Origin of the sequence: Saccharopolyspora sp. ID03-671, from assembly GCF_045278815.1 — a bacterium.
In the GTDB taxonomy this organism is placed as follows: Bacteria; Actinomycetota; Actinomycetes; order Mycobacteriales; family Pseudonocardiaceae; genus Saccharopolyspora; species Saccharopolyspora ipomoeae.
In genome coordinates, this window is sequence record NZ_CP134054.1 from 751,122 (window position 1) to 774,685 (window position 23,564).

Sequence of the window (23,564 nt, forward strand, 5' to 3'; positions counted from 1 at the left end):
CGCGCAGCGCCACGCGCGAGCGCCGTCCGGTGACGACGTTGGTCCACTGTGGATGAACGCGGCCACCGGACGAGGGCTACTCCTCCGGCACGAAGTACGGGACGACCTCGTGGTCGGGGTCCGGGCCGGAGGGTTCGAAGGCGACGCGGACGCGCAGGCCGGTGAGGTCGGAGTCCGGGTCGACCTCGGCGAGACGGGTCCACCACCACGGTCCTTCGTCGAGTTCGACGATGCCGACGACGAGGCGGAACGCGCCGCCGTCGGGGAGCTTGTGGTGCACCACCGTCCAGGACACCACCCGGCCGGTCCCGGCCGCGGGGACCTGCTCGACGTCGTCGTCCGGGGAGATCGGGGTGTGCGGGCTGAGGTGCTCGCCGGTGTCGCGGCGGCGCGGCAGGAGCAGCTCACCGCGGCGGGTTCCGTCGAAGAACGCCGCGCTGGCGCGGTCTCTGGTGACCGGGACGAGAGCCATCGGGGCCTCCTTCAGGCGGACAGCACGAGCGTGCTGTGGTGGGAGAAGATGCCGCCGTTGCCCGAGACCAGCAGCAGCTCGTGGTTCGGGACCTGGCGTCGGCCGGCTTGGCCGCGCGCCTGGATGATCGCCTCCGACAGCGGCGTGAAACCCCACATGTAGTACGAGGACAGCTGGCCACCGCCGGTGTTGACCGGCAGCGATCCGCCGGGGCCGAGGACGCCCGGGGTGCTGACGAGCTCGCCGCCCTCGCCCTTGGCGCAGAAGCCGTAGTCCTCCAGCGTCAGCAGAACGGTGAACGTGTAGCAGTCGTAGAGCTCGGCGATGTCGATGTCGGCAAGGTTCACCCCGGCCATCCGCAGCGCCGCCGGTCCGGCCTGGGCCGCACCGCTGACCAGCCCCAGGTCGTCGTCGCGGCGCAGCGAACCACCCGGGTGGGCCTGCGCCCAGCCCAGCACCGACACCGGGGGTTGGGCCAGCGTCGCCGCGCGGTCGCCGCGGGTGACGATCACCGCCACCCCGCCGTTGGAGACCATGCAGCAGTCCAGCAGGTGGAACGGCTCGGCGACCATGCGCGATTCCTGGTGGTCGGCGATGTCGATCGGGTCCCGGAACCGGGCGAGCGGGTTCAGCGCCGCCCAGGCGCGCTGCGCGACGGCGATCTCGCCGAGCTGCTTGCTCGTCGTGCCGTAGGCCTGCATGTGGCGGCGGGCGGCCAGCGCGTAGAACGAGTTCGGGCCGCTGAAACCGCTGGTGGCGATCAGCCCGCCCCAGCCGCTCGGCGAGTAGCGCTCGCTCCCGTAGGCCGCACCCGAGGAGGCGCCCTCGCGCAGCGGGGCGTCGGCGAACACGCAGGCCACGGTGTCGGCCATGCCCGCCTCGACGGCCATCGCCGCGTGCTGGACCATCGCCCCTGCCGTGGAGCCGAAGGACTGCATCTGGCTGAGCAGCCGCAGGTCCTCCAGCCCCAGGTCGTCCTGCAGGCTCAGGTCCACTCCCCCGCCCAGGCCCGCCGACACCAGCAGGCCGTCGACGTCGCCGAGACCCAGCCCGGCGTCGTCCGCGGCGCGCCGGACCGCCTCGGCGGCGAACTGCTGCGCGGTGCGGCCGTAGACCTTGCCCATCTCGGTCATGCCGAGCCCGGCGATCGCGGCCCTGCGGTGCGCGGGCAGGTCACTGCGACTGCTCATCTGACACCCTTCCGGACGATCTCGGTCCGAAAGTAGGTGAGCGCACCCGCTTTGTAAACGGCCGCACCGGATCTCCTCCGGCGCGGCCGCGGTGATCAGCTGAAGTACCGGCGCGGGTTGTCGACCAGCATCGTCGTCAGCTGGTCCTCGGTGACCCCGGCCTCGCGCAGCGCGGGCAGCACCACGTCGTGGATGTGGGTGAAGTTCCAGTTCGGCATCGCCTCCTCGACCAGGCCCTCCGGGAACCAGTCGATGTGGCAGGAGGCGTCGTGGGCCAGCACCATCCGGTCGGCCAGGCCCTGGCCCGCGAGCTCGGCGATGGTGGCCACCCGGTCGTCGGTGGGCAGCAGGACGTCGAGGCCGAAGCGGTCCATGCCGATGAAGGAGCCGTTGTCGATGAGCTCGCGCAGGTAGTCGGTGTCGGTGGTGTCGCCGCTGTGGCCGACGACGACCCGGCCGAGGTCGACCCCGTTGCGCCGCAGCACCTCCTGGGCGACCAGACCGGTGCGGTGCCCCGGGCTGGTGTGCACGGTGATCGGGACGCCGGTGCGGTTGTGGGCCTCGGCGACGGCGTTGAGCACGCGCTCCACGTCCGGGGTGAGCTCCTCCTCGATGGCGCACTTGAGGAACGCGGCCTTGATGCCGGTTCCGGCGATGCCCTCGGTGATGTCCTTTACGAACATTCGCACCATCAGGTCGTCGCCCCCGAGCAGCGTTCCGGGCCCGTGCATCCGGAAGAAGAACGGCACCGAGTCGTAGGTGTAGAGGCCGGTGGCGGCGATGATGTTGAGGTCGACCTCGGCGTTGATGCGCGCGACGCGCTCGACGTCGCGGCCGAGCCCGATCACGGTCGGGTCCACGATCGTGTCCACGCCGCGCCCGGCGAGCTCCCGCAGCCTGCGGATCGCGTCGGCGACCCGCGCCTCCTCGTCCCAGAACTCCGGGTAGTTGCGGCGGATCTCCTCGTTGAGCACGAAGACGTGCTCGTGCATCAGCACGGTGCCCAGCTGGTCAACCGGCACCTGCCCGCGAACGGTCTCGACCATGTTCGTCCTCCTCGACGATCTCGCTGGCGGGCACCTTAAACGCTCGTGCGCCTTGCGCGAACCGCCGCGAGCCAGGCATGTTGGTCCGGTGAACGCGTTGGGACCGGCCACTTTCCGCGATGCCGACTTCCCGGCCGATCCGTATCCGGGTGCCCGTCCCGACCACTCGTTCCTGCAGGTCGACGGGCAGGGCTGGCGGCTCTCCCCCGACGCCTCGCAGCCCTCCGGCTGGCGGGTCGGGCCCGGCTGCCTGGACGACGTGCTCGACGAGCCGCTGGCGGCGCGGTGGCCGGTGCTGGCCTACGGCTCCAACGCCTGCCCGAGCAAGATCACGTGGCTGCGCGAGGAGCTGGGGCTGGACGGCCCGGTCGTGGTGCTCCGCGCGCGCTGCACCGGCCTGTCGGCGGTGTGGGCCTCCGGGGTGCGGGCCCGCGACGGGCAGCGCCCGGCGGTGCTGGTCGGCGCACCCGGAGTCGTCGAGCACCACGCGGTGTGGCTGGCCACCGCCGAGCAGCGCCGGGTCCTCGACGTCTGCGAGGGCCGGGGCGAGCGCTACCGCCTGGTGCGGTTGCGCGGACCCGAACGCGTCGAGCTGGAGACCGGCCCGGTCTCGGACGTGCTGGCCTACGGCGCGCTGGGCGCGATCCGCCGCCCGCTGCTGGTCGACGGCCGGTACGTGCCCTGCGCGGACCTCGGGCAGGAGCGGGCGCGCGAGCTGACCGGCAGCCTGGCCGCATCCGACGGCCTGACCTGCGTGGAGGTCACCGGCGAGCCCGGCCCGCCGCACCGGTAGGTTGGGACCGGGGAGGAATCACACATGTTGCCGACTGCGGAACTGCACATTCACATCGAGGGAACGCTCGAACCGGAGATGCTGGTCGAGCTGGCCGCGCGCAACGGCGTCGCGCTGCCCACCAGCGATCTCGACGAGCTTCGGGCGAAGTACGACTTCAACGATCTGCAGTCGTTCCTGGACCTCTACTACGCGAACCTGCCGGTGCTGCGCACCGACCAGGACTTCTACGACCTGACCAGCGCCTACCTCGCGCGCGCCGAGAAGGCCGGGGTGCGGCGGGCGGAGATCTTCTTCGACCCGCAGGTGCACCTGAACAACGACGTGCCGCTGGGCGCGGTGTTCGAGGGCATCGGCGGCGCGCTGCGCGACTCGCCGATCTCCACCGACCTCATCCTGTGCTTCCTGCGGGACCTGGGGCCGGAGGCGGCGGCCGAGACGCTGCGGATGGCGATGCCCTACCGGGAGCGCTTCATCGGCGTCGGGCTGGACTCGGCGGAGGTCGGCCACCCGCCGGCGCCGTTCGCCGAGGTCTACCGGCGGGCGGCGGCCGAGGGCCTGCACCGGGTCGCCCACGCCGGCGAGGAGGGCGGGCCGGACTACGTGCGCGACGCCCTGGACGTGCTCGGCGTCGAGCGCATCGACCACGGCATCCGCGCGATGGAGGACCCGGAGCTGGTGGCGCGGCTGCGCGACGAGCAGATCCCGCTGACCGTGTGCCCGCTGTCGAACGTGGCGCTGCGGACGGTCGACAAGCTCTCCGACCACGTGCTGCCCGCGATGCTCGACGAGGGCCTGCTGGTGTGCGTCAACAGCGACGATCCCGCGTACTTCGGCGGCTACGTCGACGACAACTTCGCGGCGCTGCGCCGCGAGCTGGGCATCACCGAGGAGCAGGTGGCCACGCTGGCGCGCAACTCCTTCGACGCCTGCTTCGTCGACGACGAGCGGAAGTCGGCGTGGAAGGCCGAGATCGGCGGCTGACACCGTCCCCAGTGGACTGGTTTGACGCGCCTCCTCCACGGGTACCTGAGCCGTCGGGTACCCGTGAAGGAGGTTTCGACGATGGTTGACGAACTCACCGGCAGGAAGGTCGTCGTCCTGGCCGCCGACGGCGTGGAGCAGGTCGAGCTGACCGGGCCCCGCCAGGCGCTCGAACAGGCGGGCGCACAGGTCGATCTCGTGTCGCTGCACTCCGGCGAGATCCAGGCGATGAACGGCGACATCGACAAGGCCGACCGGTTCCCGGTGGACCGGGAGGTCTCGCAGGTGTCGGTGCGCGACTACGACGCGCTGGTCCTGCCCGGCGGCACCATCAATCCCGACCAGCTGCGCCGCGACGGGACGGCGGTGTCGTTCGTGCGGGACTTCGTCGCCTCGGGCAAACCCGTGGGCGCGATCTGCCACGGCCCGTGGACGCTGGTGGAGGCAGGTGTGGTGCGGGGACGGCAGCTCACGTCGTTCCCCAGCATCCGCACCGACATCCGCAACGCGGGCGGGGAGGTCACCGACCAGGAGGTCGTCGTCGACGACAACCTGGTGACCAGCCGCAATCCGGGCGACCTGCCCGCCTTCCAGGAGGCGGTGATCAAGGCGATCGCGTCCAGCTGAGTCAGCCGCGCCTGCGGGCCGCGAGGCGTTCGATGAGGCCGAGCTTGAAGCGCTCGGATTCGACCACCTCGAAGCCCGCGGCGGCCAGGTGCCGGGACGGGCGGCGGCGGAAGTGCTCGCCGCCCATCGGCACCGTGACCAGCTCGGCCGCCCGCTGCAGCAGCCGGACCGGCCACGCGGTGCTGACCACGTGGTCGGCCAGCAGCAGCAACCCGCCGGGCCGCAGCACCCGGTGCATCTCGGTGATCGCCTGCTCGTGGTCGGGGATCGCGCACAGCGAGAACGTGCAGACCACGGTATCGAACGCGCCGTCGGGGAACTGCAGCGCGCGGGCGTCGCCCTCGCGCAGTTCGGCGCCGGTGCCGAGCTCGTCGTTGCGGCGCCGCGCGAGGTCCAGCATCCCGGGACTCCACTCGACGCCGGTCAGGTGCGTGCCCGCCGGGTAGAGCGGCAGGTTGAGGCCGGTGCCGATCGCGACCTCCAGCACGTCACCACCGGCTCGCGAGCAGATCCACCGCCTGCTGTCGCCGGCCAGGTAGCGGTCGAAGCGGGCCATGACGCCGTCGTAGGAGGGCGCCGACCGGTCCCAGTACCGCCGCAGCTTCTCCGAGCGCTCCACGGCGCGGAACGCTACCGCACCACCGCGGTCCGCACAGGCCGTTTCCGCGCCCGCTTCAGCGCCCGCTTCAGCGGCGCGGGGGCCGACGCCGTCCGGGGATCATCCGCTGCCGGGGCGGGCGGGTGCCGTCGCCGGCGTGGGTGGGGAACGCCCCGGTCTGCGCGGCCACCGGGGGCAGGTTCGTCCCGGTCCCGGTCGCGGACGGCAGGTTGGTGCCGGTGCCGACGGGACGCATGTTGGTCCCGGTGCCGGTGACCGGCCGCATCTGGGTGCCCGTGGCGGTCACCGGCGGGAGGTTCGTGCCGGTGGTCACCGCGCGCATGTTGGTGCGGGTGATGTTGCGGATGCTGGAGGACACCATCACCAGGAACGCCAGCACCCCGGCCTCGTCGTAGCCGGGCATGCCGGGTGCGGGCGGGTTGAACCGGGCGTTGAGCACGTCGTTGGGCGTGAGGTCGTCCATGCCGCGCAGGGTGGCCTGGACCCGGTCCATGAACGCGTCGACCTCGGCCTTGTCCAGCGCCGAGCTCTGCGAGGTCGCCGGCTGCAGGCCGCGGAAGCGCTCCGGGCGTCCCGGTTCCTCCGGCGCCCGCTCGACGACCGGGGCGGGTTCGACCTGCGCCGCGGCGTTGTGCGCCGGTTCGATCCGAGCCGGACCGCTGGGGGCCGGACCGCTTGGTTCCCTCACGTGGCGCTTGGGCAGCGGGGTGCTCCCGGTCTCCTCGGACTTCGGGCGGATCTCGTCGGGCTTGCGCGCGGCTCGCTCGCCACGGACACCGTCCTCCGCCGAGCGCGACTTGCCGCGCTCCTCGGCGCGCACCTCCAGCTTCATCAGGGTCAGCGCGACCTTGTCCAGGAACTCGTCGACCTGGTTCTTCTTGTAGGCGCGCCCGCCGCGCTTGCGCGGGCTGAAGTGCATCGTCAGCACGTCGCGCGCGGTCACCAGTCGTTTACCGCGCAGCGTGGCCTCGACCCGACCCAGGAAGTGATCGACCTCGGCCTCGTCGTACCCGCGCTCCTTGCGCCAGGCCCGGCCGAAGACGACATTCCGCACGTCATCAGGGGTCAGCATGTAGTCCGGCCTCCACAGGGCGTCCGCATGATTCCTCTCGGACGCATACCCGGCTCACATTCGCGCCGGGCCCCCGACCGCCCGCGTTTGCGCGCTCCAGCTTGCCCAAACCCGGACGCGAGATCAAGGCCCGAGCCAGCCCATTCACGTTGCGCCAACGGCGGTAACCGCTCGTGCCCTTCGGGCTCGCTGCACGTCGAGTTCTTTCCAAGCACACCACGCGTTCACGACCGGCTGCTTGAGTGAGCGCGATCACCGGAGTGCTGGGAGGTTCTCGGATGGTGGCCGGTCGTGGTGCCCGCCTGCTCGCGGTCCTGCTGACCTGCGGGGCGCTCGCCTCGCCGATACCGGCGGCCGCGCAGGACGGCGAGGTCGTGATCGGACCGGGGGTCAGCTACCGGCCGTTCCAGCTGTCCACCGCCCACGGCCCCGTGCTCGGCCACGTGGTGACGGTCGATCTGAGCGATCCCAACGCGAAACTCGGCCTGCTGCACCCGGGTTCGGTGGCGGCGAAGGACGAGATCGCCGACCAGACCAACGCGGCGGGCGCGGTGGCGGGGGTGAACGGCGACTTCTTCAACATCAGCGAGGAGCACCCGGGCGTGGTGCCGACGAGCTCGTCGGTGGGCCCGGAGATCGCCGGTGGCGAGGCGCTCAAGGGCGCGGTTCCCGACGGCCAGCGGTTCGGCCCCGCCCTGCCGGAGGGAACGTCCGATGAGGACGTCTTCGCGGTGGGGATCGACGGCAGGGCAAGGCTTTCCCGGCTCTCGGTGACCGGTTCGGCGATCTGGCCGGGCGGGGTGGTGGACGTCGAGGGGCTCAACCAGTACGCGCTGCCGGTCGACGGCGTCGGCGCCTACACCGACGACTGGGGCGAGGTCTCCCGCGCCCGCTCGGTCTGCGGCACCGACACCGACCGCTCCGCGCCGTGCAGCACCGCCACCGAGGAGGTGGTGATCACCGACGGCGTCGTGCGCTCCGAGACCGATCTGCCGGGCGCGGGCCCGATCCCGGACGACACGGTCGTCCTGGTCGGCCGGGAGGCGGGCGACGCGGTACTGGAAGCCCTCGACCCCGGCGACCCCGTCAGGGTCCGCACCGCTCTGGTACCCGCCGACGGGATGCCCCTGTCGTTCGCGGTCGGGGCCACGCCGATCATGCGCGACGGCACCCCGATCCCCGGCCTGGACACCGCCGAACTCGCCCCGCGCACCGCCGCGGGCATCGGGGACGACGGCCGCCTCGTGCACCTGGTCGTCGTCGACGGCCGCTCCCCCGCCAGCACCGGGCTCAACCTCGCCGAAACCGCGGGCCTGCTGACCGATCTCGGGGCCACCGACGCGGTCAACCTCGACGGCGGGGGCTCGACCACGATGGCCGTCAGAACCCCCGGCACCCCGCTGGCCACGGTCCGCAACGCCCCCTCCGACGGTGAACAACGCCCCGTCGCCAACGGAATCGGCGTCTTCACCCGCTGACGGCCCACGATTTCAATGGAGATCAGGAACCCGATCTCCATTGAAATCGTGGACACCCGCTGCGGTCAGGAGCGTGCGGGCGCGTTGGGCGCCCAGGGGAGGTCCGCTGTGCCGTACTTGGCGGCGCGGACGTCGCCGGAGCGGGCGTGGCCCTCGAAGAGCTCGACGCGGGCGGCGCGGCCGCAGACCTCTCCGAGGCGGGCGCTGGCGGCGGTGTCGGTGACCTCCTGGTAGGTCACGGTCTTGAGGTACTTGCCGACCCACAGACCGCCGGTGTAACGGGCGGCACCCCGGGTGGGCAGCACGTGGTTGGTGCCGATCACCTTGTCGCCGTAGGACACGCAGGTCCCCTCGCCCAGGAACAGCGCGCCGTAGTTGCGCATCTTCTCCAGGGCCTCGCGGGGCTGCCGGGTGAGGATCTGCACGTGCTCGCTCGCGTAGGCGTCGGCGAGCCGGTAGGCCTCGTCGAGGTCGGCCACCACGTGCACCTCGCCGTGGTCGCGCCAGGCCGGCTCGGCGTTGTCGCGCGTGGGCATGTCCGGCAGCAGGGCGTCGACGTGCTCGACCACGCTGCGGCCCAGGGCTTCCGAGGTGGTGATGAGCACCGCGGGCGAGTCGGGACCGTGCTCGGCCTGGCTGAGCAGGTCGACGGCCACCACGAACGGGTCCGCGGTCTCGTCGGCGACGATGAGGACCTCGGTCGGCCCGGCGAACAGGTCGATGCCGATCTCGCCGTAGAGCTGGCGCTTGGCCTCGGCGACGAAGGCGTTGCCGGGTCCGGCGAGCATGTCGACCGGCTCGATCGTCTCGGTGCCCAGCGCCATGCTCACCACCGCCTGCACACCGCCGAGCAGGTAGATCTCATCGGCACCGGCCAGGTGCATGGCCGCGACGGTGGCGTCGGGCACCTCGCCGCGGATCGGGGGCGTGCAGGCGATGACGCGCGGCACCCCGGCGGCCTTGGCGGTCAGGATCGTCATGTGCGCCGAGGCCAGCAGCGGGTAGCGCCCGCCCGGCACGTAGGCGCCCGCCGCGGCGACCGGGATGTGCTTCTGCCCCAGGTGCACGCCCGGCAGCGTCTCGACCTCGATCTCGCGCATCGACTCCAGCTGCTTCTCGGCGAAGCCGCGCACCTGCTGCTGGACGAACTCGATGTCCGCGATGACCTGGTCGGGCACCCGGGCCATGATCTCGTCGATCTGAGCTCGCGAGAGCCGGAACGCCTCCGGCTCCCACTTGTCGAAGCGGGCCGAGCACTCGCGGACCGCCTCGTCCCCGCGCTCGCGGATGTCGGCGATGATCGCGGCGACCTTCTCCTGCACGTCGGGCAGCGAGGTCGTGGTGGCCGCCGAGCTCTCCGCGGCCCGCTTCAGCGCGAACGTCATGTGTCCCTCCCAGGATGTTTACGTACACACGCACCCTAGGCGGCGCGGGTGTTTACGTAAACCCCGTAGGATGGCCTTCCTCGGTGCAGACGCGAAGGAGGTGCCCGGTGGTCACCAGCCGGGACGTGGCACGGCTGGCCGGCGTGTCCCAGATGACCGTGTCCCGAGTCCTGCAGGACAACGGCAAGGTCGCCCCGCAGACCCGGGAGCGCGTGCTGGCCGCGATGCGCGAGGCCGGTTACCGGCCGCACGCCGCCGCGCGCACCATGCGCACCCGGCGCACGGCGACCGTCGGGGTGGTCGTCGCCGACATCACCAACCCCTTCTACCCGCAGCTGCTGGAAGCCGTCGCCGAAGCCCTCGACGCCGCGGGGCAGCGCATGGTGCTGTGGAACGGCGCGGACGGGTCCGGCGCGCTGGAGTCGCTGGACGAGGGCACCGCCGACGGCCTGATCTTCACCACCGTCACCGAGCCGACGCCCCAGCTCACCGACGCGGTGGACCGCTCCGCCCCGATCGTGCTGCTGCACCGCGGCCTCGACGAGCTCGACTGCGATCAGGTCACCACCGACAACCTCGGCGGCGGCCGCGCGGTCGCCGACTACCTGGTGGCCACCGGCCACACCCGCATCGGGTTCCTGGCCGGGCCGGAGCTGCCCAGCACCGCCCGGCACCGCGAGCAGGGGTTCCGCGAGCGCCTCGCCGAGCTCGGCCACCCGCTGGCCGCCGAGCTCAGCGTCCCGAGCGGGTTCGCCCACGACGTCGCGCGCACCGCGATGCGCGACCTGCTGGAGCTGCCCGACCCGCCCACGGCGGTGTTCTGCGCCAACGACCTCACCGCGCTGGGCGCCGTCGACGGTGCGGTCTCGCTGGGCCGCCGCGTCCCGGAGGACGTGTGGGTGGTCGGCTACGACGACATCGCGATGACGGCGTGGGACTCCTACGACGTCACCACCGTGCGCCAGCCCATCGCCGAGATGGCGCGCGCCGCGGTCCGGCTGCTGCTGGAGCGCATCGACGACCGCGATCTGCCTGCCCGCGAGGAGCGCTTCCCCAGCGAGCTCGTGGTGCGCGGCTCGACCGCGCGCACCGCACACCCGGCGGGCTAGCCGGGGCTCTGCCAGACTCGGATGGCGTTGTGCGGCCGGACACGTCGAGGGGCTGGCCATGACTTTTCCGACGGCGTTGGGCTTGCCGCCCGAGCGCACCGAGCACGTGATCCGCTGCGCCGGGCTCGCCCCGTCGCTGCACAACCGGCAGCCGTGGCTGTTCCGGCTCGGCGAACACGTCATCGAGGTGCACGCCGATCCGCAGCGGCGGTTGCCCGCCACCGATCCCGACGACCGCGAGCTGCGCCTGTCGTGCGGGGCGGCGTTGCTGAACCTGCGGCTGGCGCTGGAGCACGAGGGCCTGCGGCCGGTGGTCGATCCGCCGTCGTCGATGAGCGCGCCGACGGTGCTCGCGGAGGTCCGCGACGGGGGCCGGGCCGAGCAGGCCCCGGCCGAGCGCGAGCTCCACGACGCGATCCCGCGTCGCCGCACCAACCGCCGCCCGTTCCAGGAGATCCCCGTCTCGACCACCGACCGGCACGCGCTGATCAACGCCGCGCAGCGGGAGCAGGGATGGCTGCACGTGCTGGCCCGCACCGAGCTCGACGCCTTCGCCGAGCTGGCGCAGCGGGCGCACCGGGTCCAGCTCGACGACGAGCGCTTCCGCGCGGAGCTGGAGCGCTGGACCGGGCGTTCGCGCCAGGTGAGCGAAGGGGTTCCGACGGCCTCCGCCGGTCCTCGCCCGGAGCCCCAGGACCTGTGGGTGGTGCGGGACTTCTCGGGCGGTTCGGCACCGGAACGGGTGGCGGGCAAGGACTTCGAGCGCGATCCGCTGCTGGCGGTGCTGTGCTCGCACCACGACAGCCGCGCCGACGACGTCCGGGCCGGTCAGGCGATGCAGCGGGTGCTGCTCACGGCCTGCGCGCACGGCCTGTCGGCCTCGCTGCTGTCGCAGGTCGTCGAGGTGCAGGACACGCGCGACGAGCTGCGCCGGATGCTGGGCGGGTCGCTGCAGCCGCAGGCCGTGCTGCGCTTCGGCTACGGCTCCCCCGTGCCGGAGACCCCGCGCCGCGATCCGGCGGAACTGCTGATCGACTGAAAACGGCGCTGCACCCGACCTTTCGCCGGATGCAGCGCCGAATTTCCCTGCGGCGCAGGCGCCGTTGCCCGCGCGATACACGGCCAGCCGTGAGCCTCCCGGGAGTGGTGGGGGGCCGGGAGACTCACGGCTGGTTGCTCAGTAGCGGTAGTGCTCGGGCTTGTACGGGCCCTCGACGTCGACGCCGATGTAGGCCGCCTGCTCCTTGGTGAGCTTGGTCAGCTTCACACCCAGCGCGTCCAGGTGCAGACGAGCGACCTTCTCGTCCAGGTGCTTGGGCAGCACGTAGACGTCCTTGCCGTACTCGCCCGGCTTGGTGAACAGCTCGATCTGCGCGATCGTCTGGTTGGTGAAGCTGTTCGACATCACAAACGACGGGTGACCCGTGGCGTTGCCCAGGTTCAGCAGACGACCCTCCGACAGCACGATGATGCTGTGCCCATCATCGAAGGTGTACTCGTGCACCTGCGGCTTGATCTCCTGCTTGGTCACACCCGGGGTCTTCTCCAGACCCGCCATGTCGATCTCGTTGTCGAAATGACCGATGTTGCCCACGATCGCCTGGTGCTTCATCTTGGCCATGTGCTCGGCCTTGATGATGTCGTAATTACCCGTCGTCGTGATGAAGATGTCGGCGTACTCCACGACATCCTCAAGCGTCTTGACCTCGTAGCCCTCCATCGCCGCCTGCAGCGCGCAGATCGGGTCGATCTCGGTCACGATCACCCGAGCACCCTGACCCCGCAACGACTCCGCCGAACCCTTACCGACATCACCGAAACCGCAGATCACCGCGACCTTACCGCCGATGAGCACATCGGTGGCCCGGTTGATGCCATCCACCAGCGAGTGACGGCACCCGTACTTGTTGTCGAACTTCGACTTCGTCACCGAGTCGTTGACGTTGATCGCCGGGAACAACAGCTCCTCGGACTTCACCAGCTCGTAGAGCTTGTGCACACCGGTCGTGGTTTCCTCGGTGACACCCTTGATCTCAGCCGCCAGCTTGGTGAACCGCTGCTTGTCGTTGGCGACCGACTTGCGCAGAGTCTCCAGAACGACCTTGAACTCCTCCGGGTCATCCGCACTCGGCTGCGGCACCGCACCCGCAGCCTCGAACTCGACACCCTTGTGCACCAGCAGCGTCGCGTCACCACCATCGTCGAGGATCATGTTGGCGACCTTGCCGTCACCGAAGTCCCACAGCTGATCGGTGCACCACCAGTAGTCCTCCAGCGTCTCGCCCTTCCACGCGAACACCGGAACACCAGCAGGCTTCTCCGCAGTCCCGTTCGGACCCACCACGACCGCAGCCGCAGCCTCGTCCTGAGTGGAGAAGATGTTGCACGACACCCAACGCACATCCGCACCCAGAGCGACCAGGGTCTCGATCAACACAGCCGTCTGCACCGTCATGTGCAACGAACCCGCAATCCGGGCGCCCTTGAGCGGCTGGGAGTCGGCGTATTCCTTCCGCGTGGCCATCAGACCCGGCATCTCGTGCTCGGCCAGGCGGATCTGGTGACGACCCGCCTCCGCCAGCTTCAGGTCGCGCACGGCGAACTCCAGTCCGCCCACCTGCTGAAGCTTCACGCTCATGATTCCTCTTCTCGCATAGCACGATTCATCGACAACTCAGTCCACAGCGGACCCATCAGGTGGAAGACGCCGACCGCGATCACGCGCAGGCGGCACGACGCCGGAGACTCCACGGCGTTCGCACGTCGGCCGGTGGCCGCGATCCCCCTCGCGACATCAAAAAAGGCACCTCCGTCAGGAGGCGCCCTTACCGTGCTGTCCCTTTACCCCGCCGGCCGAGCGTGGCGGACGTGACGTCCGTTGCAGCGCCTCTCAGCCAGCGGTCGCGCCCCGGATCGGAGCGCATCGAGTCGGTCGAACCCGGCGTGCTGAAAATTCTGGTGACCGCCGACCGCTTTGTCAACCGCCCCACCGGCCGCGCGGGGCGCGAAACCGCGCCGGACCTCGGCCTTCCCGATTTTCACCGGAAGAGGTGATTTCCGCGTGAGGCGCCGTCGCGTCGTCAAGGTCGGCCGCCATGAACGCGATAAACATTCTTGACCATCCATTGAGATCACAGTTGAAGAATGCGGCGCTCATGACACTTGTTGGCGGCTTCCGTGAAGTGAACGACACCGAGGTGCTCCCGACCGGCCGACAGGCGGCACCCACACCTGAGGACCACGGCCCGGCGATAGCCATGCGGACGTTCTTCACGCCTCCGTTCGCCAGCCTGCCCGTCGATCTCTACGCCAAGATCGAGGACGGCGCGGCCACCCGGCACCGCGGCGCGGTCACGGTTCACCCGCACAGCACCGTGTCCACCTCGACCTACTTCGGGCGCTTCCCCGCCAGCTACTGGCAGCGCTGGACCGCCGTCACCGAGGTGACCGTGCGGGCCAGCGTCAGCGGCGCCGGGATCGTGCGCGTCATGGCCTCCGACTCCCGGGGCGGCACCCGCACGCTGCACACCGCGCGCGTCGCGGGCACCACCGAGACGCGCGCGCAGTGGACCGTGGGCATCGGCAAGTTCGTCGACGGCGGCGCGATCTGGCTGGAGCTGATCACCGAGGCCGACCCGCTGCAGGTCGCCGACGTCGAGTGGCTGGTCCCCCACCCGCACCGCAGCCGCCCCACCACCGCCGTGCTGTGCACGCACAACAGGCCCGACGACTGCCTGAACACGCTGCGCGCGCTGGCCGCCGACCCGGCCGCGATGAGCGCGCTGTCGGACGTCTACGTGGTCGATCAGGGCGACGACACCCTCGAATCCCGCGAGCCGTTCGAGTCGGTTCGCGACATGTTCGGCGGCCGGATGCACTACGTGCGCCAGCGCAACCTCGGCGGCGCGGGCGGTTTCACCCGCGGCCTGCACGAGTCGCTCGCCGACGACGACGCCGTGCTCAACACCCTGTTCATGGACGACGACATCCTGCTGGAGCCGGACACGGTGGTGCGGATGACGACGTTCGCCGACTCGGCCGTGGAACCGACCGTCGTCGGGTCGCAGATGCTGCAGCTGCTGCACCCGTACCAGATCCACGTCTCCGCCGAGCACGCCCGGTTCACCACCATCGAACCCGGCCTGGCCGTCGACGGCGGTCTCGACCGGGCCGACCTGACCGAGCAGCTGCAGGACCGGCGCGTCGACGCCGACTACAACGCCTGGTGGTGCTGCCTGCTGCCCTCGGAGATCGTGCGCGACGCTGGCTACCCCATCCCGATGTTCTTCCAGTGGGACGACGTGGAGTTCGGCTACCGCATCCGGGGCCGGGGCCACGCGACCGTGACGCTGCCCGGCGCGGCGGTGTGGCACGCCGACTTCGACTGGAAGGACGAGGAGAGCTGGGTCCGGTACTTCACCCTGCGCAACGCGCTGATCATCGACGCGCTGCACGGCGACTTCAGCGGCGCGGCGAGCGCGAAGGTCTTCCTGCGCTGGACCGCCGAGTGCCTGGTGTCGATGCGCTACGCCCAGGCCGAGGTGCTGATCGCCGCGGTCGAGGACTTCCTGGCCGGTCCCGGCGTCCTGCGCGACGGTGACGCCGACACGCTCGCCCGGATCGCGCGGATCCGCGCCGCCCACCCCGAGACCGCGCGGTACGCGCCCTCGCAGGTGCCGGGGCTGCGCGGGGCCTCGCGACCCATCGCCAAGGCCGGACCGCACCCGGCCCGCCGTCGGTTGGTGCTGGCCAAGCGCCTGATCTGGCACCTGCGCGGCAAGGTCGGCGGTGCCGCCTCCATCCCGTCCGGCGACGCCCACTGGTGGCACGTCGGGTTGTTCGAGACCGCGGTGGTCACCGACGCCTCCCAGGAATCGGTGTCGGTCCGCCGGGTCGACCGCGACGAGCTCCGTCGCATCGGCGCGAAGGCCCTGCGCACGGCGCTGCGGCTGCGCCGCGAAGGAGACCGGGCGCGGGGCGCGTGGCGCGACGGCCACCGCGCGCTCACCGACAGGACGAACTGGACCCGCCTGTTCCAGCTCGACGAAACCAACGCTGCCAAGGAGTAGATCGTGAACATGCTGTCCCGCGTCCTCAACCCCGTGCGGGTCGCCGCACGGGAGAAGTTGCAGCGTGCGGTGTCCGAGGCCGTCGCGGGCGTGGTCCGCCCCGAGGTCGACCGCGCGGTCAACGCCACCCGCGACTTCGAGATGCGCTCGCGCCGCGACCTGTTCGCCGCGGGTGAGCGCGACGCCGCGGTGTCCACCGCGCGGCTGGTGCACCAGGAGATGGCCTCGGCTCGGATGCTGCCGGACCCCATCGCCACCCTCAACCACGCGCTGTCGCTGGCCCCGGCCGAGGGCATGGCCCTGGAGTTCGGCGTGTACTCCGGCAAGACGCTCACCGAGATCGCCCGCTCCCGCAAGGGCGTCGACGTCTACGGCTTCGACTCCTTCGAGGGTCTGCCGGAGCACTGGCGCGCCGGGTTCCCGGAGGGCACGTTCGGCGGCGAGATGCTTCCGGACGGGCCGCCGCAGGTCGAGGGCGCCGAGCTGGTCGTCGGCTGGTTCGACCAGACGTTGCCGCGCTTCCTGGACGCCCACCCGGGCCCGGTGGCGTTCCTGCACGTCGACTGCGACATCTACTCGTCCACCAAGACGGTGCTGGAGCTGGTGGGCCCGCGGCTGCGCAAGGGCAGCGTCGTGGTGTTCGACGAGTTCTTCAACTACCCGGGTTGGCAGTTCGGCGAGTACCGGGCGTGGGGCGAGCACGTCGACGCGACCGGTTGGAAGTTCTCGTACGAAGCGTTCACCATCGACAACGAGCAGGTGGCAGTCCGGCTGACCGACGTCGGCCCTGGCGTGGAGATCGACAGGTTCGCCCGCGCCCCGCAGGCCGCGGTGCAGCACAGCTGATCCGCTCGTCCCGCCCGCCCGGGTACCGGGCGGGCAGCCCGAGCAGCGCGCGCACGGAAGGCCGACTAGGGTGTCGGCGGCGTTCGCCTGGGAAGCGGAGGGCCATGGTTGAGAGCTACCGGTTGGACGACGCGGCCGGTCTGGACGAGGGGCTCAACGACCTGGCATGCCGGGTCAACCGCGCCGCCGCTTGGTCCTACCGGTTCTCCGACGGCGAGCTGCACTGGTCGGCGGGCATGGCGGGGCTGCTGCAGGTCGACGAGGACGACCTGCAGCAGATCCGGACCCGCCTGCTGGAGCTGGTCTCGCCGCTGGTGCACTCCGCCGAGACCCGCCAGGCCCCGGACTCGCAAGCCCTGGAGGAGCCGTTCCTGACGGCCTCGGGCGAGGCGCGCTCGGCGTTCCTGCGCTGCAGCACCACCCACTACCGGGGGGAGAGGTGCCTGGTCGGGATCGCCGTGGACGCGGCGCCGCCGTTGCGCGACCAGCGGCTGGACACCGACATCGCCGACCGATACCGGCGGCTCATCGAGCTCAACCCGGACGCCGTGTGCGTGCACCAGGACGGGGTCACCGTCTACGTCAACCCGGCGGGCGTGCGGATGATGCGCGCCTCCTCCCCCGACGAGGTCGTCGGGCATCCCATCACCAAGTTCGTCGCCGAGCACTCCCGGGCGGGGTTGTTCTCGCGCTTGTCGGTGGCCAACGAGCCGGGGACGACGACCGAGCCGGCCGAAGCCGAGATGATCCGGGTCGACGGCTCGCGGATGCTGGTCGAGTCGGTCGCGGTGCGCACCAGCTGGCACGGGCGGCCGGCGTTCCAGGTGATCCTGCACGACGTGACCGCGCAGCGGGCCGCGGAGGCGGCGCTGCGGTACCAGGCGGCGCTGGTGGAGCACGTCAGCAACGCCATCATCGCCACGTCCTGGGACGGCGTGGTGACCAGCTGGAACCCCGCCGCCGAGATGATCTACGGGTACTCCGCGGAGCAGGCGCGCGGCCGCCCGGTCGGCGAGGTGGTGGGCGCCCGGATCGACCCGGCGGCGCTGCTCACGGTGGGCGGGACGACCGAGGCCAAGCACCGGCACGCCGACGGCTCGCCGGTGCTCGTGCGGATCTCGGCGGCGGAGATGAGCAACGGCTACGTGCTGGTGTGCGCCGACGAGACGGCGCGGCGCACGGCCGAGCAGCGCTACGCGACGGTGGTCAGCCTGCTCGACGAGGGCGTGCTGATCATCGATGAGGGCGGCCGGATCGTCACGACCAACCCGGCCGCGGCCGCGATCCTGGGCTTCCGGGAGGAGGAGCTGCTGGGCAGCTCGCCGGAGTCGTGGGTGACCTACGACGACGACGGCGAGCAGCTGCCGGAGCCGCCGTCGGTGCGCACGCGCTACAGCGGTGAGCCGGAGAACCGCCGCGTCGCGCGCTTCGAGCGCCGGGACGGCAGCAGCGCGTGGCTGGCGATCTCGGCGCGTTCCCTGACGCCGGAGGACTCGCCGCCGCACCGCACGATGGTGTCGTTCACCGACATCACCGAGCCGCGCGCCTTCCGCAAGCAGCTGGAGCGGGAGGCGACGCACGACCCGCTGACGGGGCTGGCGAACCGGACGATGGTGCTGCGCCGGTTGCAGGCGGCGATGCGCGAGCCGACCCGCACGAAACCGACCGGCGTGATGTTCATCGACCTGGACAAGTCAAGATCATCAACGATTCGCTGGGGCACGTCGTCGGTGACGAGGTGCTGCGCGTCGCCGGAGAGCGGCTCCGGTCGGTGATGCGGTCCGACGAGCACGTCGGCAGGCACGGCGGCGACGAGTTCGTCGTGCTGGTGCACGACGAGCACGACTCGGGACGCCTGCACGCGCTGGCAGAGCGGATCCGGCGGCGGCTCACCGAGCCGATCCTGGTCGACGGCAGGCACCTGCACGTCGACGCCAGCATCGGCATCGTCCTGGTCCCGCCCGGCGACACGCGCACCGCCGAGGACGTGCTGCGCGACGCCGACGTGGCGATGTACGAGGCCAAGACGCGCGGGCGCGGCCGGGTGGCGTTCTTCGACGTGCAGCTGCGCGAGCGGCTGCAGCGCTACCTGGAGCTGGAGCAGAACCTGCGCTCGGCGGTCGACCGGGGCGAGCTGTGGCTGGCCTACCAGCCGATCGTGAACCTGCACTCCAACCGGGTCGCCGCGGTCGAGGGGCTGCTGCGCTGGACCCACCCGGAGCACGGGACGGTCTCGCCGGAGGAGTTCATCCCGATGGCCGAGGAGAGCGACCTGATCCACCACATCGGCAGCTGGGTGCTGTCCACGGCGGTGAAGCAGATCTCGGAGTTCCGCTCGCGCTTCGACCTCGACCTGCAGGTGAAGGCGAACCTGTCGGTGCGCCAGCTGGAGGACCCGGCGCTGCCGGAGGCGGTGGACCAGGCGCTGCGCAGTTCCGGGTTGCCGGCCCGGTCGCTGTCGCTGGAGATCACCGAGAGCGCGCTGATGCACGACCCGACCACGGCCGCGCACATGCTCCAGGAGCTGCGGCGGTACGGGGTGCGGCTGGCCATCGACGACTTCGGCACCGGCTACTCCTCGCTGGCGCAGTTGCTGCGGTTGCCGCTGGACTCGCTGAAGATCGACCGGTCGTTCATCAACGACATCGCGCACTCGCACGACTCGGAGGCGCTGGTCACCAGCATCATGGCGATGGCCCACGCGGTCGATCTGGGCGTCATCGCCGAGGGCGTGGAGAACCCGGCGCAGCTGGCGGTGCTGCGCAGGCTCGGCTGCGACCAGGCCCAGGGCTACTACCTGGGCCGCCCGTCGCCGGTCCAGGAGCTGGCGGGCACCATCGAGGTCGCCAACCGGCGGGCCATCATCGAGTGAGGCGGGTTGCGTCGCGCAACCCGCTATCCTCGGCGGCATGCGGCGCACGTCCCTGGCTCACTGGCCCTGCTCGATCGCGCGGGCCCTGGACCTGCTCGGCGACCAGTGGACCCCGCTGGTGCTGCGGGAGGCCTTCTACGGCGTCCGGCGCTTCGACGACTTCCAGACCTCGCTGGGCATCGCCCGCAACACCCTCGCCGAGCGGCTGCGCCGCCTGGTGGACGAGGGCCTGCTCGACAAGCGCGCCTACCAGGACGAACCGCCGCGCTACGACTACGTGCCGACCGAGAAGGGCCGCGACTTCTACGGCGTGCTGGCGGCGATGGCCCGCTGGGGCGACCGGTGGCTGTCGGGGGCCGAGGGCGTCCCGGTGGTGCTGCACCACGAGCGCTGCGGCCACGACACCCACGCCGAGGTGGTCTGCGCGGCCTGCCGCGAACCGCTGCGCGCGGAGGACACGGCGGCCCGGCTCGGCCCGGGCTACCCGCCTCGCCTGGCCGAGCGCCCGGACGTCAAGCGCCGCTTCGGCTGAGCCTCAGAGGTCCCGGACGAGGTCGAGCGCGCGGCCGAGGGTCGTCAGCCGCTCCTCCAGGTCCTCCCCCGCCGGGTAGAAGCGGACGGTGCGCACGCCGGTGTCGCGCCAGACGCGCAACCGCTCGCGGATCATCTCCTCGGTGCCGATCAAGGTGGTGGCCAGCACCATCTCGTCGGTGACGAGCGCCGCCGCCCCGTCGCGGTCGCCCGCCTGCCAGCGCTCGCGCACGGCTTCGGCCGCTTCCCGCCAACCCTGGCGGGCGTAGGCGCGGTTGTAGAAGTTGGTGGTGGCCGAACCCATGCCGCCGAGGGAGAACGCCAGCTGCTTCTTGCGCCCGGCGAGCATGTCGCGCAGTTCGGCGGGGTCGGTGGCGAAGGCGACCTCGGCGCCCTGGCAGATGTCCAGGTCGGCGCGGGTGCGCCCGGCGCGGGCCAGACCCGCGTCGAGGTGTTCGAAGTAGGCGTCGGCGCCTTCCGGCACGAAGCTGGTCCCCAGCCAGCCGTCGGCGATCTCCCCGGTCAGCTCCAGCATCTTCGGCGATAGCGTCGCCAGGTGGATCGGCACCTGCACCGGCGGGATCGACACGCGCATCGGCCGGGATTCGCCGGGGCGCGGGATCGTGAAGTGCTCGCCGCTGTGGCGGACCTTCTCGCCGGCGAAGACCTGCCGCACGACCTGCACCGTCTCCCGCATGCGGCCCAGCGGGCGGGCGAAGTCCACGCCGTGCAGCCCCTCGACGACCTGCGGTCCGGACGCGCCGAGGCCGAGGTGGAACCGGCCTTCGGACAGGTGGGCCAGCGTCATCGCGGCCTGGGCGATGGCGACCGGCGTGCGGGTGCCGAGCTGCATGATCCCGGAGCCGAGGCGAATCGTCTCGGTGCGGGCGGCGAGGTAGCCGAGGGTGGACGGGGCGTCGGAGCCCCAGGCTTCGGCGACCCAGCACATGTCCAGGCCGAGCTTCTCGGCTTCGCGGACGAACTCTACGGTCTCGCGCCAGTCGCCGCCGGAGCCCTCGATGGTGGTGGCGGTGCGCATCAGCCGGTCGCCTCGGCGAGCCGCTTGATGCCGGTGAGGTTGGCGGTCATGCCGCGCTCGAACTCGCGCAGGCGGACGAAGACGATCTTCTGCTCCTTGTCCGGCATGCGGTCGATGGCCAGGCTCAGCCCGGAGCGCGCCGGTCCCATCCGAGCCCACTGGCGCAGCCGCGTGCCGCAGCCGTCGGCCTCCAGCGTGAAGCGCCAGGACGCGGTCGGGTGCTCGGCGTCGCCGACGGCCCAGCCGAAGGCGCGGTGCGGCTCGAACTCGACGACGTGGGAGGTCGTGGTCCACTCCCCCAGCGCGTCGTTGCGGTTGCGGCCGGTGAAGCGGGCTCCGAGCGCCGGTTCGACGGCTCCGTCGAGCCAGGCGACCTCCTGCAGCTCCTCGCTGAAGCGCGCGAGCAGGTGCACGTCGCTGACCAGCTCCCACACCCGCTGCGGCAGGGCGTCGATCCAGGTCTCGACCTCGACCGCCGGTCCGTCCGCGTAGCGCGCGCCCGTCCACTCCATGCTCGCGACCTCCTCGTCATGCGGCGTTGACCAGTAGGGTTGCGTGATGCAACCCGCAATGTCAACTCCTCGACGAGGAAGTGCTCGTCAGGCCGTGCGCGAGGTCGAAGCGGGCACCGGAACGTCCGGGAGCGGGATGTCCGGGAGCGGGACCCGCCGCGCCTTCTCCAGCGCGTGCTTGATGATGACCACCAGCTCCCGGTTCGGCGGCGAGCAGGCGAACGCGGCGCGCGCGTGCTCGCTGACCGCGGCGTGCTCGGACACCTCGATCTCCATGTGACGGAGGACGTGCGTCATGCCGTCGACCTCGGAGAAGCTGTAGGTGATGGTCACCGACGAGGCGCCGTCGAGCCCCCGCGACCGCACGATCCAGCGGCGGCCCGGTTCGGCGTCGAGGATCGCCCAGCGGTTCCCCCGACTCTCCTGCCAGCCGTCGTCGACGGGCCTCCTGCCCGGTGGCACGAGCGTCCACCCCGGATCGGCCACCGGCCGGCCGCCCTCCCAGTTGGCCGGATCGGTGATGTAGCTGTAGACGTCCATGGCCGGGCACGCGATCTCCGTCTCGGCCACCGTCGAATAGAAGGGCATGGCTCAAGCGTCCTTCCACTCAATTCCCCCCGGACGCCCCGCGACCGGATTACCCCCACCGGGTCCATTGTTCGGCCCGAAAGGGAATCAGCAACTCGATCGGCACCCGGTGATCGCGCCACGGGCAGCGATCCGGGGTTCGGGCGTGACGCGCGGCACAGCGTTGGGCCAGATCGGAAGCGGTTGAAGCGCAGGGAGTTTCGCCCGCGTCCCTCCGATGCGGACACCCGGCTCCGATCCGGGGACGGCGGAGCCTACCGGATTCGGCGACGGCGGCAAGACCACGAGAGCGCTTCGGATCAAGTCGCTGAACCGTCGCTGACCCGGACCTTCGTTGCGCGAGCAACATCATCTCCCGCACACCGCGACGTCACCCGGTGGTGCGTCCTTCCAAATCGATTCCGAAGCCCCCGACGGGGTCCGTCGGAACCCGGCTCGGCGGTGCGCGGGACCACGGGGCACGACCCGGCGACCGCCTGCGACCAGCACATGTACCGTGACGTCGAACCCACCGCCCGGCCCGGCCGGCGGTGATCCGCAGGAGCGTCCACAGGAGACTTGAGCAGCGATGCAACCGAGTAACGAGCAGGACCGGGCGAAGTGGGCCGCGGGTACGGCCGTCATCGACGCCTACATCCGCGACGGCATGAAGCTCGGCCTGGGCTCGGGCACCACTTCGCACTGGTTCGTCCGCGCGCTGGGCGAGGCCGTGGCCAACGGCCTCGACGTGGTCGGCGTGCCCACCTCGACCAGCACCCGTGACCTGGCGCTCGAGGTCGGCGTGCCGCTGACCACGCTGGCCGAGGTCGGCAAGCTGGACCTCACCGTCGACGGCGCCGACGAGATCGACCCCGCCGGTCACATGATCAAGGGTGGCGGCGCCTGCCTGCTCTGGGAGCGCATCATCGCCGACAACTCGGCGAAGATGGTGTGCGTGGTCGACGAGGGCAAGGCCGTCGACCAGCTCGGCAAGTTCCCGCTGCCGATCGAGGTCGTGCAGTTCGAGTGGCAGGCCACCGAGCGCGCCATCGGCGAGCTGCTGGACTCCCTCGGCCACCCCGGCGTGAAGCTGACCCGCCGCGAGAAGGACGGCGGCCCGCTGGTCACCGACAGCGGCAACTTCATCATCGACGCCCACCTCGAAGCGATCAAGGACCCGATCGCGCTGGACTCCCAGCTCAACTGGATCCCGGGCGTGGTGGAGAACGGCCTGTTCACCGGCATCGCCGCCGAGGTCGTGATCGGCCGCGGCGACGGCAGCCACGACATCCGCGACGTCTCCGCGACCCCGTCGGCCCGCCCGTCGACCCGCGGACGCTGACGCCGTCACCC

Annotated in this window: 21 protein-coding genes and 1 pseudogene; 12 read left to right on the forward strand and 10 right to left on the reverse strand. The window is 71.3% G+C overall.

Annotated features, from left to right (window positions below; all coding sequences use genetic code 11):
• Window positions 1-76: 76 nt before the first annotated feature.
• The 3 genes from REH65_RS03640 to REH65_RS03650 form a co-directional block, all read right to left on the reverse strand.
• Window positions 77-472, reverse strand: a complete 396-nt coding sequence (locus REH65_RS03640) for a Zn-ribbon domain-containing OB-fold protein (protein ID WP_406691272.1) — start codon at window positions 470-472, stop codon at window positions 77-79.
• 11 nt (window positions 473-483) lie between these two features.
• A complete protein-coding gene (locus tag REH65_RS03645; RefSeq protein ID WP_406691273.1) occupies window positions 484-1,662 on the reverse strand; it encodes a thiolase family protein in 1,179 nt (392 codons plus the stop codon).
• Between the two features lie 95 nt (window positions 1,663-1,757).
• On the reverse strand, window positions 1,758-2,708 hold the full coding sequence (locus tag REH65_RS03650; RefSeq protein ID WP_406691274.1) for a phosphotriesterase: 951 nt from the start codon (window positions 2,706-2,708) through the stop codon (window positions 1,758-1,760).
• 88 nt (window positions 2,709-2,796) lie between these two features.
• On the opposite strand from REH65_RS03650, the gene REH65_RS03655 reads away from it, so the two are divergent.
• The 3 genes from REH65_RS03655 to REH65_RS03665 all read left to right on the forward strand — a co-directional run bounded on the left by REH65_RS03655 (window position 2,797) and on the right by REH65_RS03665 (window position 5,112).
• Complete coding sequence (locus REH65_RS03655; protein WP_406691275.1) at window positions 2,797-3,501, forward strand: gamma-glutamylcyclotransferase; 705 nt, start codon at window positions 2,797-2,799, stop codon at window positions 3,499-3,501.
• A gap of 24 nt (window positions 3,502-3,525) precedes the next feature.
• Window positions 3,526-4,485, forward strand: coding sequence for an adenosine deaminase (locus REH65_RS03660; RefSeq protein ID WP_281458482.1), 960 nt, complete (start codon window positions 3,526-3,528; stop codon window positions 4,483-4,485).
• 81 nt (window positions 4,486-4,566) lie between these two features.
• Complete coding sequence (locus tag REH65_RS03665; RefSeq protein ID WP_406691276.1) at window positions 4,567-5,112, forward strand: type 1 glutamine amidotransferase domain-containing protein; 546 nt, start codon at window positions 4,567-4,569, stop codon at window positions 5,110-5,112.
• 1 nt (window position 5,113) lies between these two features.
• Here the strand turns inward: REH65_RS03665 and REH65_RS03670 are convergent, their stop codons facing one another.
• Both REH65_RS03670 and REH65_RS03675 read right to left on the reverse strand, forming a co-directional pair.
• Window positions 5,114-5,731, reverse strand: a complete 618-nt coding sequence (locus tag REH65_RS03670; protein WP_406691277.1) for a class I SAM-dependent methyltransferase — start codon at window positions 5,729-5,731, stop codon at window positions 5,114-5,116.
• A 67-nt stretch (window positions 5,732-5,798) separates the two neighbouring features.
• Window positions 5,799-6,803, reverse strand: a complete 1,005-nt coding sequence (locus REH65_RS03675) for a DivIVA domain-containing protein (protein WP_406691278.1) — start codon at window positions 6,801-6,803, stop codon at window positions 5,799-5,801.
• 242 nt (window positions 6,804-7,045) lie between these two features.
• Here REH65_RS03675 and REH65_RS03680 point away from each other — a divergent pair, with 242 nt between their 5' ends.
• Complete coding sequence (locus REH65_RS03680) at window positions 7,046-8,281, forward strand: phosphodiester glycosidase family protein (RefSeq protein ID WP_406691279.1); 1,236 nt, start codon at window positions 7,046-7,048, stop codon at window positions 8,279-8,281.
• Window positions 8,282-8,346: 65 nt separating this feature from the next.
• On the opposite strand, the gene hisD is transcribed toward REH65_RS03680, so the two are convergent.
• Entirely contained in the window at window positions 8,347-9,666 is a 1,320-nt protein-coding gene (gene hisD, locus REH65_RS03685; protein WP_406691280.1) for a histidinol dehydrogenase, read from the reverse strand.
• Between the two features lie 107 nt (window positions 9,667-9,773).
• On the opposite strand from hisD, the gene REH65_RS03690 reads away from it, so the two are divergent.
• Window positions 9,774-10,775 carry a LacI family DNA-binding transcriptional regulator gene (locus REH65_RS03690; protein ID WP_406691281.1) on the forward strand — a complete coding sequence of 334 codons (1,002 nt, stop codon included), beginning with the start codon at window positions 9,774-9,776 and terminating at the stop codon, window positions 10,773-10,775.
• Window positions 10,776-10,833: 58 nt separating this feature from the next.
• Window positions 10,834-11,814, forward strand: a complete 981-nt coding sequence (locus REH65_RS03695) for an Acg family FMN-binding oxidoreductase (RefSeq protein WP_406691282.1) — start codon at window positions 10,834-10,836, stop codon at window positions 11,812-11,814.
• Between the two features lie 138 nt (window positions 11,815-11,952).
• Here REH65_RS03695 and ahcY read toward each other — a convergent pair whose 3' ends face one another.
• Entirely contained in the window at window positions 11,953-13,413 is a 1,461-nt protein-coding gene (gene ahcY / locus REH65_RS03700) for an adenosylhomocysteinase (RefSeq protein WP_406691283.1), read from the reverse strand.
• 230 nt (window positions 13,414-13,643) lie between these two features.
• Here ahcY and REH65_RS03705 point away from each other — a divergent pair, with 230 nt between their 5' ends.
• From REH65_RS03705 to REH65_RS03725, 5 genes and pseudogenes are all read left to right on the forward strand, one after another.
• Window positions 13,644-13,829 carry a hypothetical protein gene (locus REH65_RS03705; RefSeq protein ID WP_281455949.1) on the forward strand — a complete coding sequence of 62 codons (186 nt, stop codon included), beginning with the start codon at window positions 13,644-13,646 and terminating at the stop codon, window positions 13,827-13,829.
• A gap of 128 nt (window positions 13,830-13,957) precedes the next feature.
• Window positions 13,958-15,844 carry a glycosyltransferase gene (locus REH65_RS03710; RefSeq protein ID WP_406691284.1) on the forward strand — a complete coding sequence of 629 codons (1,887 nt, stop codon included), beginning with the start codon at window positions 13,958-13,960 and terminating at the stop codon, window positions 15,842-15,844.
• 9 nt (window positions 15,845-15,853) lie between these two features.
• Window positions 15,854-16,690 carry a class I SAM-dependent methyltransferase gene (locus REH65_RS03715; RefSeq protein WP_406693073.1) on the forward strand — a complete coding sequence of 279 codons (837 nt, stop codon included), beginning with the start codon at window positions 15,854-15,856 and terminating at the stop codon, window positions 16,688-16,690.
• Between the two features lie 166 nt (window positions 16,691-16,856).
• Window positions 16,857-19,559, forward strand: a pseudogene (locus tag REH65_RS03720) (PAS domain S-box protein); the annotation flags it as partial.
• Window positions 19,560-19,599: 40 nt separating this feature from the next.
• Window positions 19,600-20,094 (forward strand): winged helix-turn-helix transcriptional regulator, encoded by a 495-nt coding sequence (locus REH65_RS03725; RefSeq protein ID WP_406693074.1) that lies wholly within the window; start codon window positions 19,600-19,602, stop codon window positions 20,092-20,094.
• A gap of 3 nt (window positions 20,095-20,097) precedes the next feature.
• On the opposite strand, the gene REH65_RS03730 is transcribed toward REH65_RS03725, so the two are convergent.
• The 3 genes from REH65_RS03730 to REH65_RS03740 form a co-directional block, all read right to left on the reverse strand.
• Window positions 20,098-21,132 (reverse strand): LLM class flavin-dependent oxidoreductase, encoded by a 1,035-nt coding sequence (locus REH65_RS03730; protein WP_406691285.1) that lies wholly within the window; start codon window positions 21,130-21,132, stop codon window positions 20,098-20,100.
• Window positions 21,132-21,644 carry an SRPBCC family protein gene (locus REH65_RS03735; RefSeq protein WP_406691286.1) on the reverse strand — a complete coding sequence of 171 codons (513 nt, stop codon included), beginning with the start codon at window positions 21,642-21,644 and terminating at the stop codon, window positions 21,132-21,134. Before REH65_RS03735 ends, REH65_RS03730 begins: the two co-directional genes overlap by 1 nt.
• Before the next feature lie 87 nt (window positions 21,645-21,731).
• Window positions 21,732-22,232 (reverse strand): hypothetical protein, encoded by a 501-nt coding sequence (locus tag REH65_RS03740; protein ID WP_406691287.1) that lies wholly within the window; start codon window positions 22,230-22,232, stop codon window positions 21,732-21,734.
• Window positions 22,233-22,800: 568 nt separating this feature from the next.
• On the opposite strand from REH65_RS03740, the gene rpiA reads away from it, so the two are divergent.
• Window positions 22,801-23,553: a ribose-5-phosphate isomerase RpiA gene (gene rpiA / locus REH65_RS03745; RefSeq protein WP_406691288.1), complete on the forward strand. Its 753-nt coding sequence runs from the start codon at window positions 22,801-22,803 to the stop codon at window positions 23,551-23,553.
• Window positions 23,554-23,564: the final 11 nt, after the last annotated feature.

What these genes read in the sequence shown, in the direction of transcription:
- REH65_RS03640 (WP_406691272.1), bottom strand. Translation starts at nt 472, where the DNA reads ATGGCTCTCGTCCCGGTCACCAGAGACCGCGCCAGCGCGGCGTTCTTC.
- REH65_RS03645 (WP_406691273.1), bottom strand. Translation starts at nt 1,662, where the DNA reads ATGAGCAGTCGCAGTGACCTGCCCGCGCACCGCAGGGCCGCGATCGCC.
- REH65_RS03650 (WP_406691274.1), bottom strand. Translation starts at nt 2,708, where the DNA reads ATGGTCGAGACCGTTCGCGGGCAGGTGCCGGTTGACCAGCTGGGCACC.
- REH65_RS03660 (WP_281458482.1), top strand. Translation starts at nt 3,526, where the DNA reads ATGTTGCCGACTGCGGAACTGCACATTCACATCGAGGGAACGCTCGAA.
- REH65_RS03665 (WP_406691276.1), top strand. Translation starts at nt 4,567, where the DNA reads ATGGTTGACGAACTCACCGGCAGGAAGGTCGTCGTCCTGGCCGCCGAC.
- REH65_RS03675 (WP_406691278.1), bottom strand. Translation starts at nt 6,803, where the DNA reads ATGCTGACCCCTGATGACGTGCGGAATGTCGTCTTCGGCCGGGCCTGG.
- hisD (WP_406691280.1), bottom strand. Translation starts at nt 9,666, where the DNA reads ATGACGTTCGCGCTGAAGCGGGCCGCGGAGAGCTCGGCGGCCACCACG.
- REH65_RS03695 (WP_406691282.1), top strand. Translation starts at nt 10,834, where the DNA reads ATGACTTTTCCGACGGCGTTGGGCTTGCCGCCCGAGCGCACCGAGCAC.
- ahcY (WP_406691283.1), bottom strand. Translation starts at nt 13,413, where the DNA reads ATGAGCGTGAAGCTTCAGCAGGTGGGCGGACTGGAGTTCGCCGTGCGC.
- REH65_RS03715 (WP_406693073.1), top strand. Translation starts at nt 15,854, where the DNA reads ATGCTGTCCCGCGTCCTCAACCCCGTGCGGGTCGCCGCACGGGAGAAG.
- REH65_RS03725 (WP_406693074.1), top strand. Translation starts at nt 19,600, where the DNA reads ATGCGGCGCACGTCCCTGGCTCACTGGCCCTGCTCGATCGCGCGGGCC.
- REH65_RS03730 (WP_406691285.1), bottom strand. Translation starts at nt 21,132, where the DNA reads ATGCGCACCGCCACCACCATCGAGGGCTCCGGCGGCGACTGGCGCGAG.
- REH65_RS03735 (WP_406691286.1), bottom strand. Translation starts at nt 21,644, where the DNA reads ATGGAGTGGACGGGCGCGCGCTACGCGGACGGACCGGCGGTCGAGGTC.
- REH65_RS03740 (WP_406691287.1), bottom strand. Translation starts at nt 22,232, where the DNA reads ATGCCCTTCTATTCGACGGTGGCCGAGACGGAGATCGCGTGCCCGGCC.
- rpiA (WP_406691288.1), top strand. Translation starts at nt 22,801, where the DNA reads ATGCAACCGAGTAACGAGCAGGACCGGGCGAAGTGGGCCGCGGGTACG.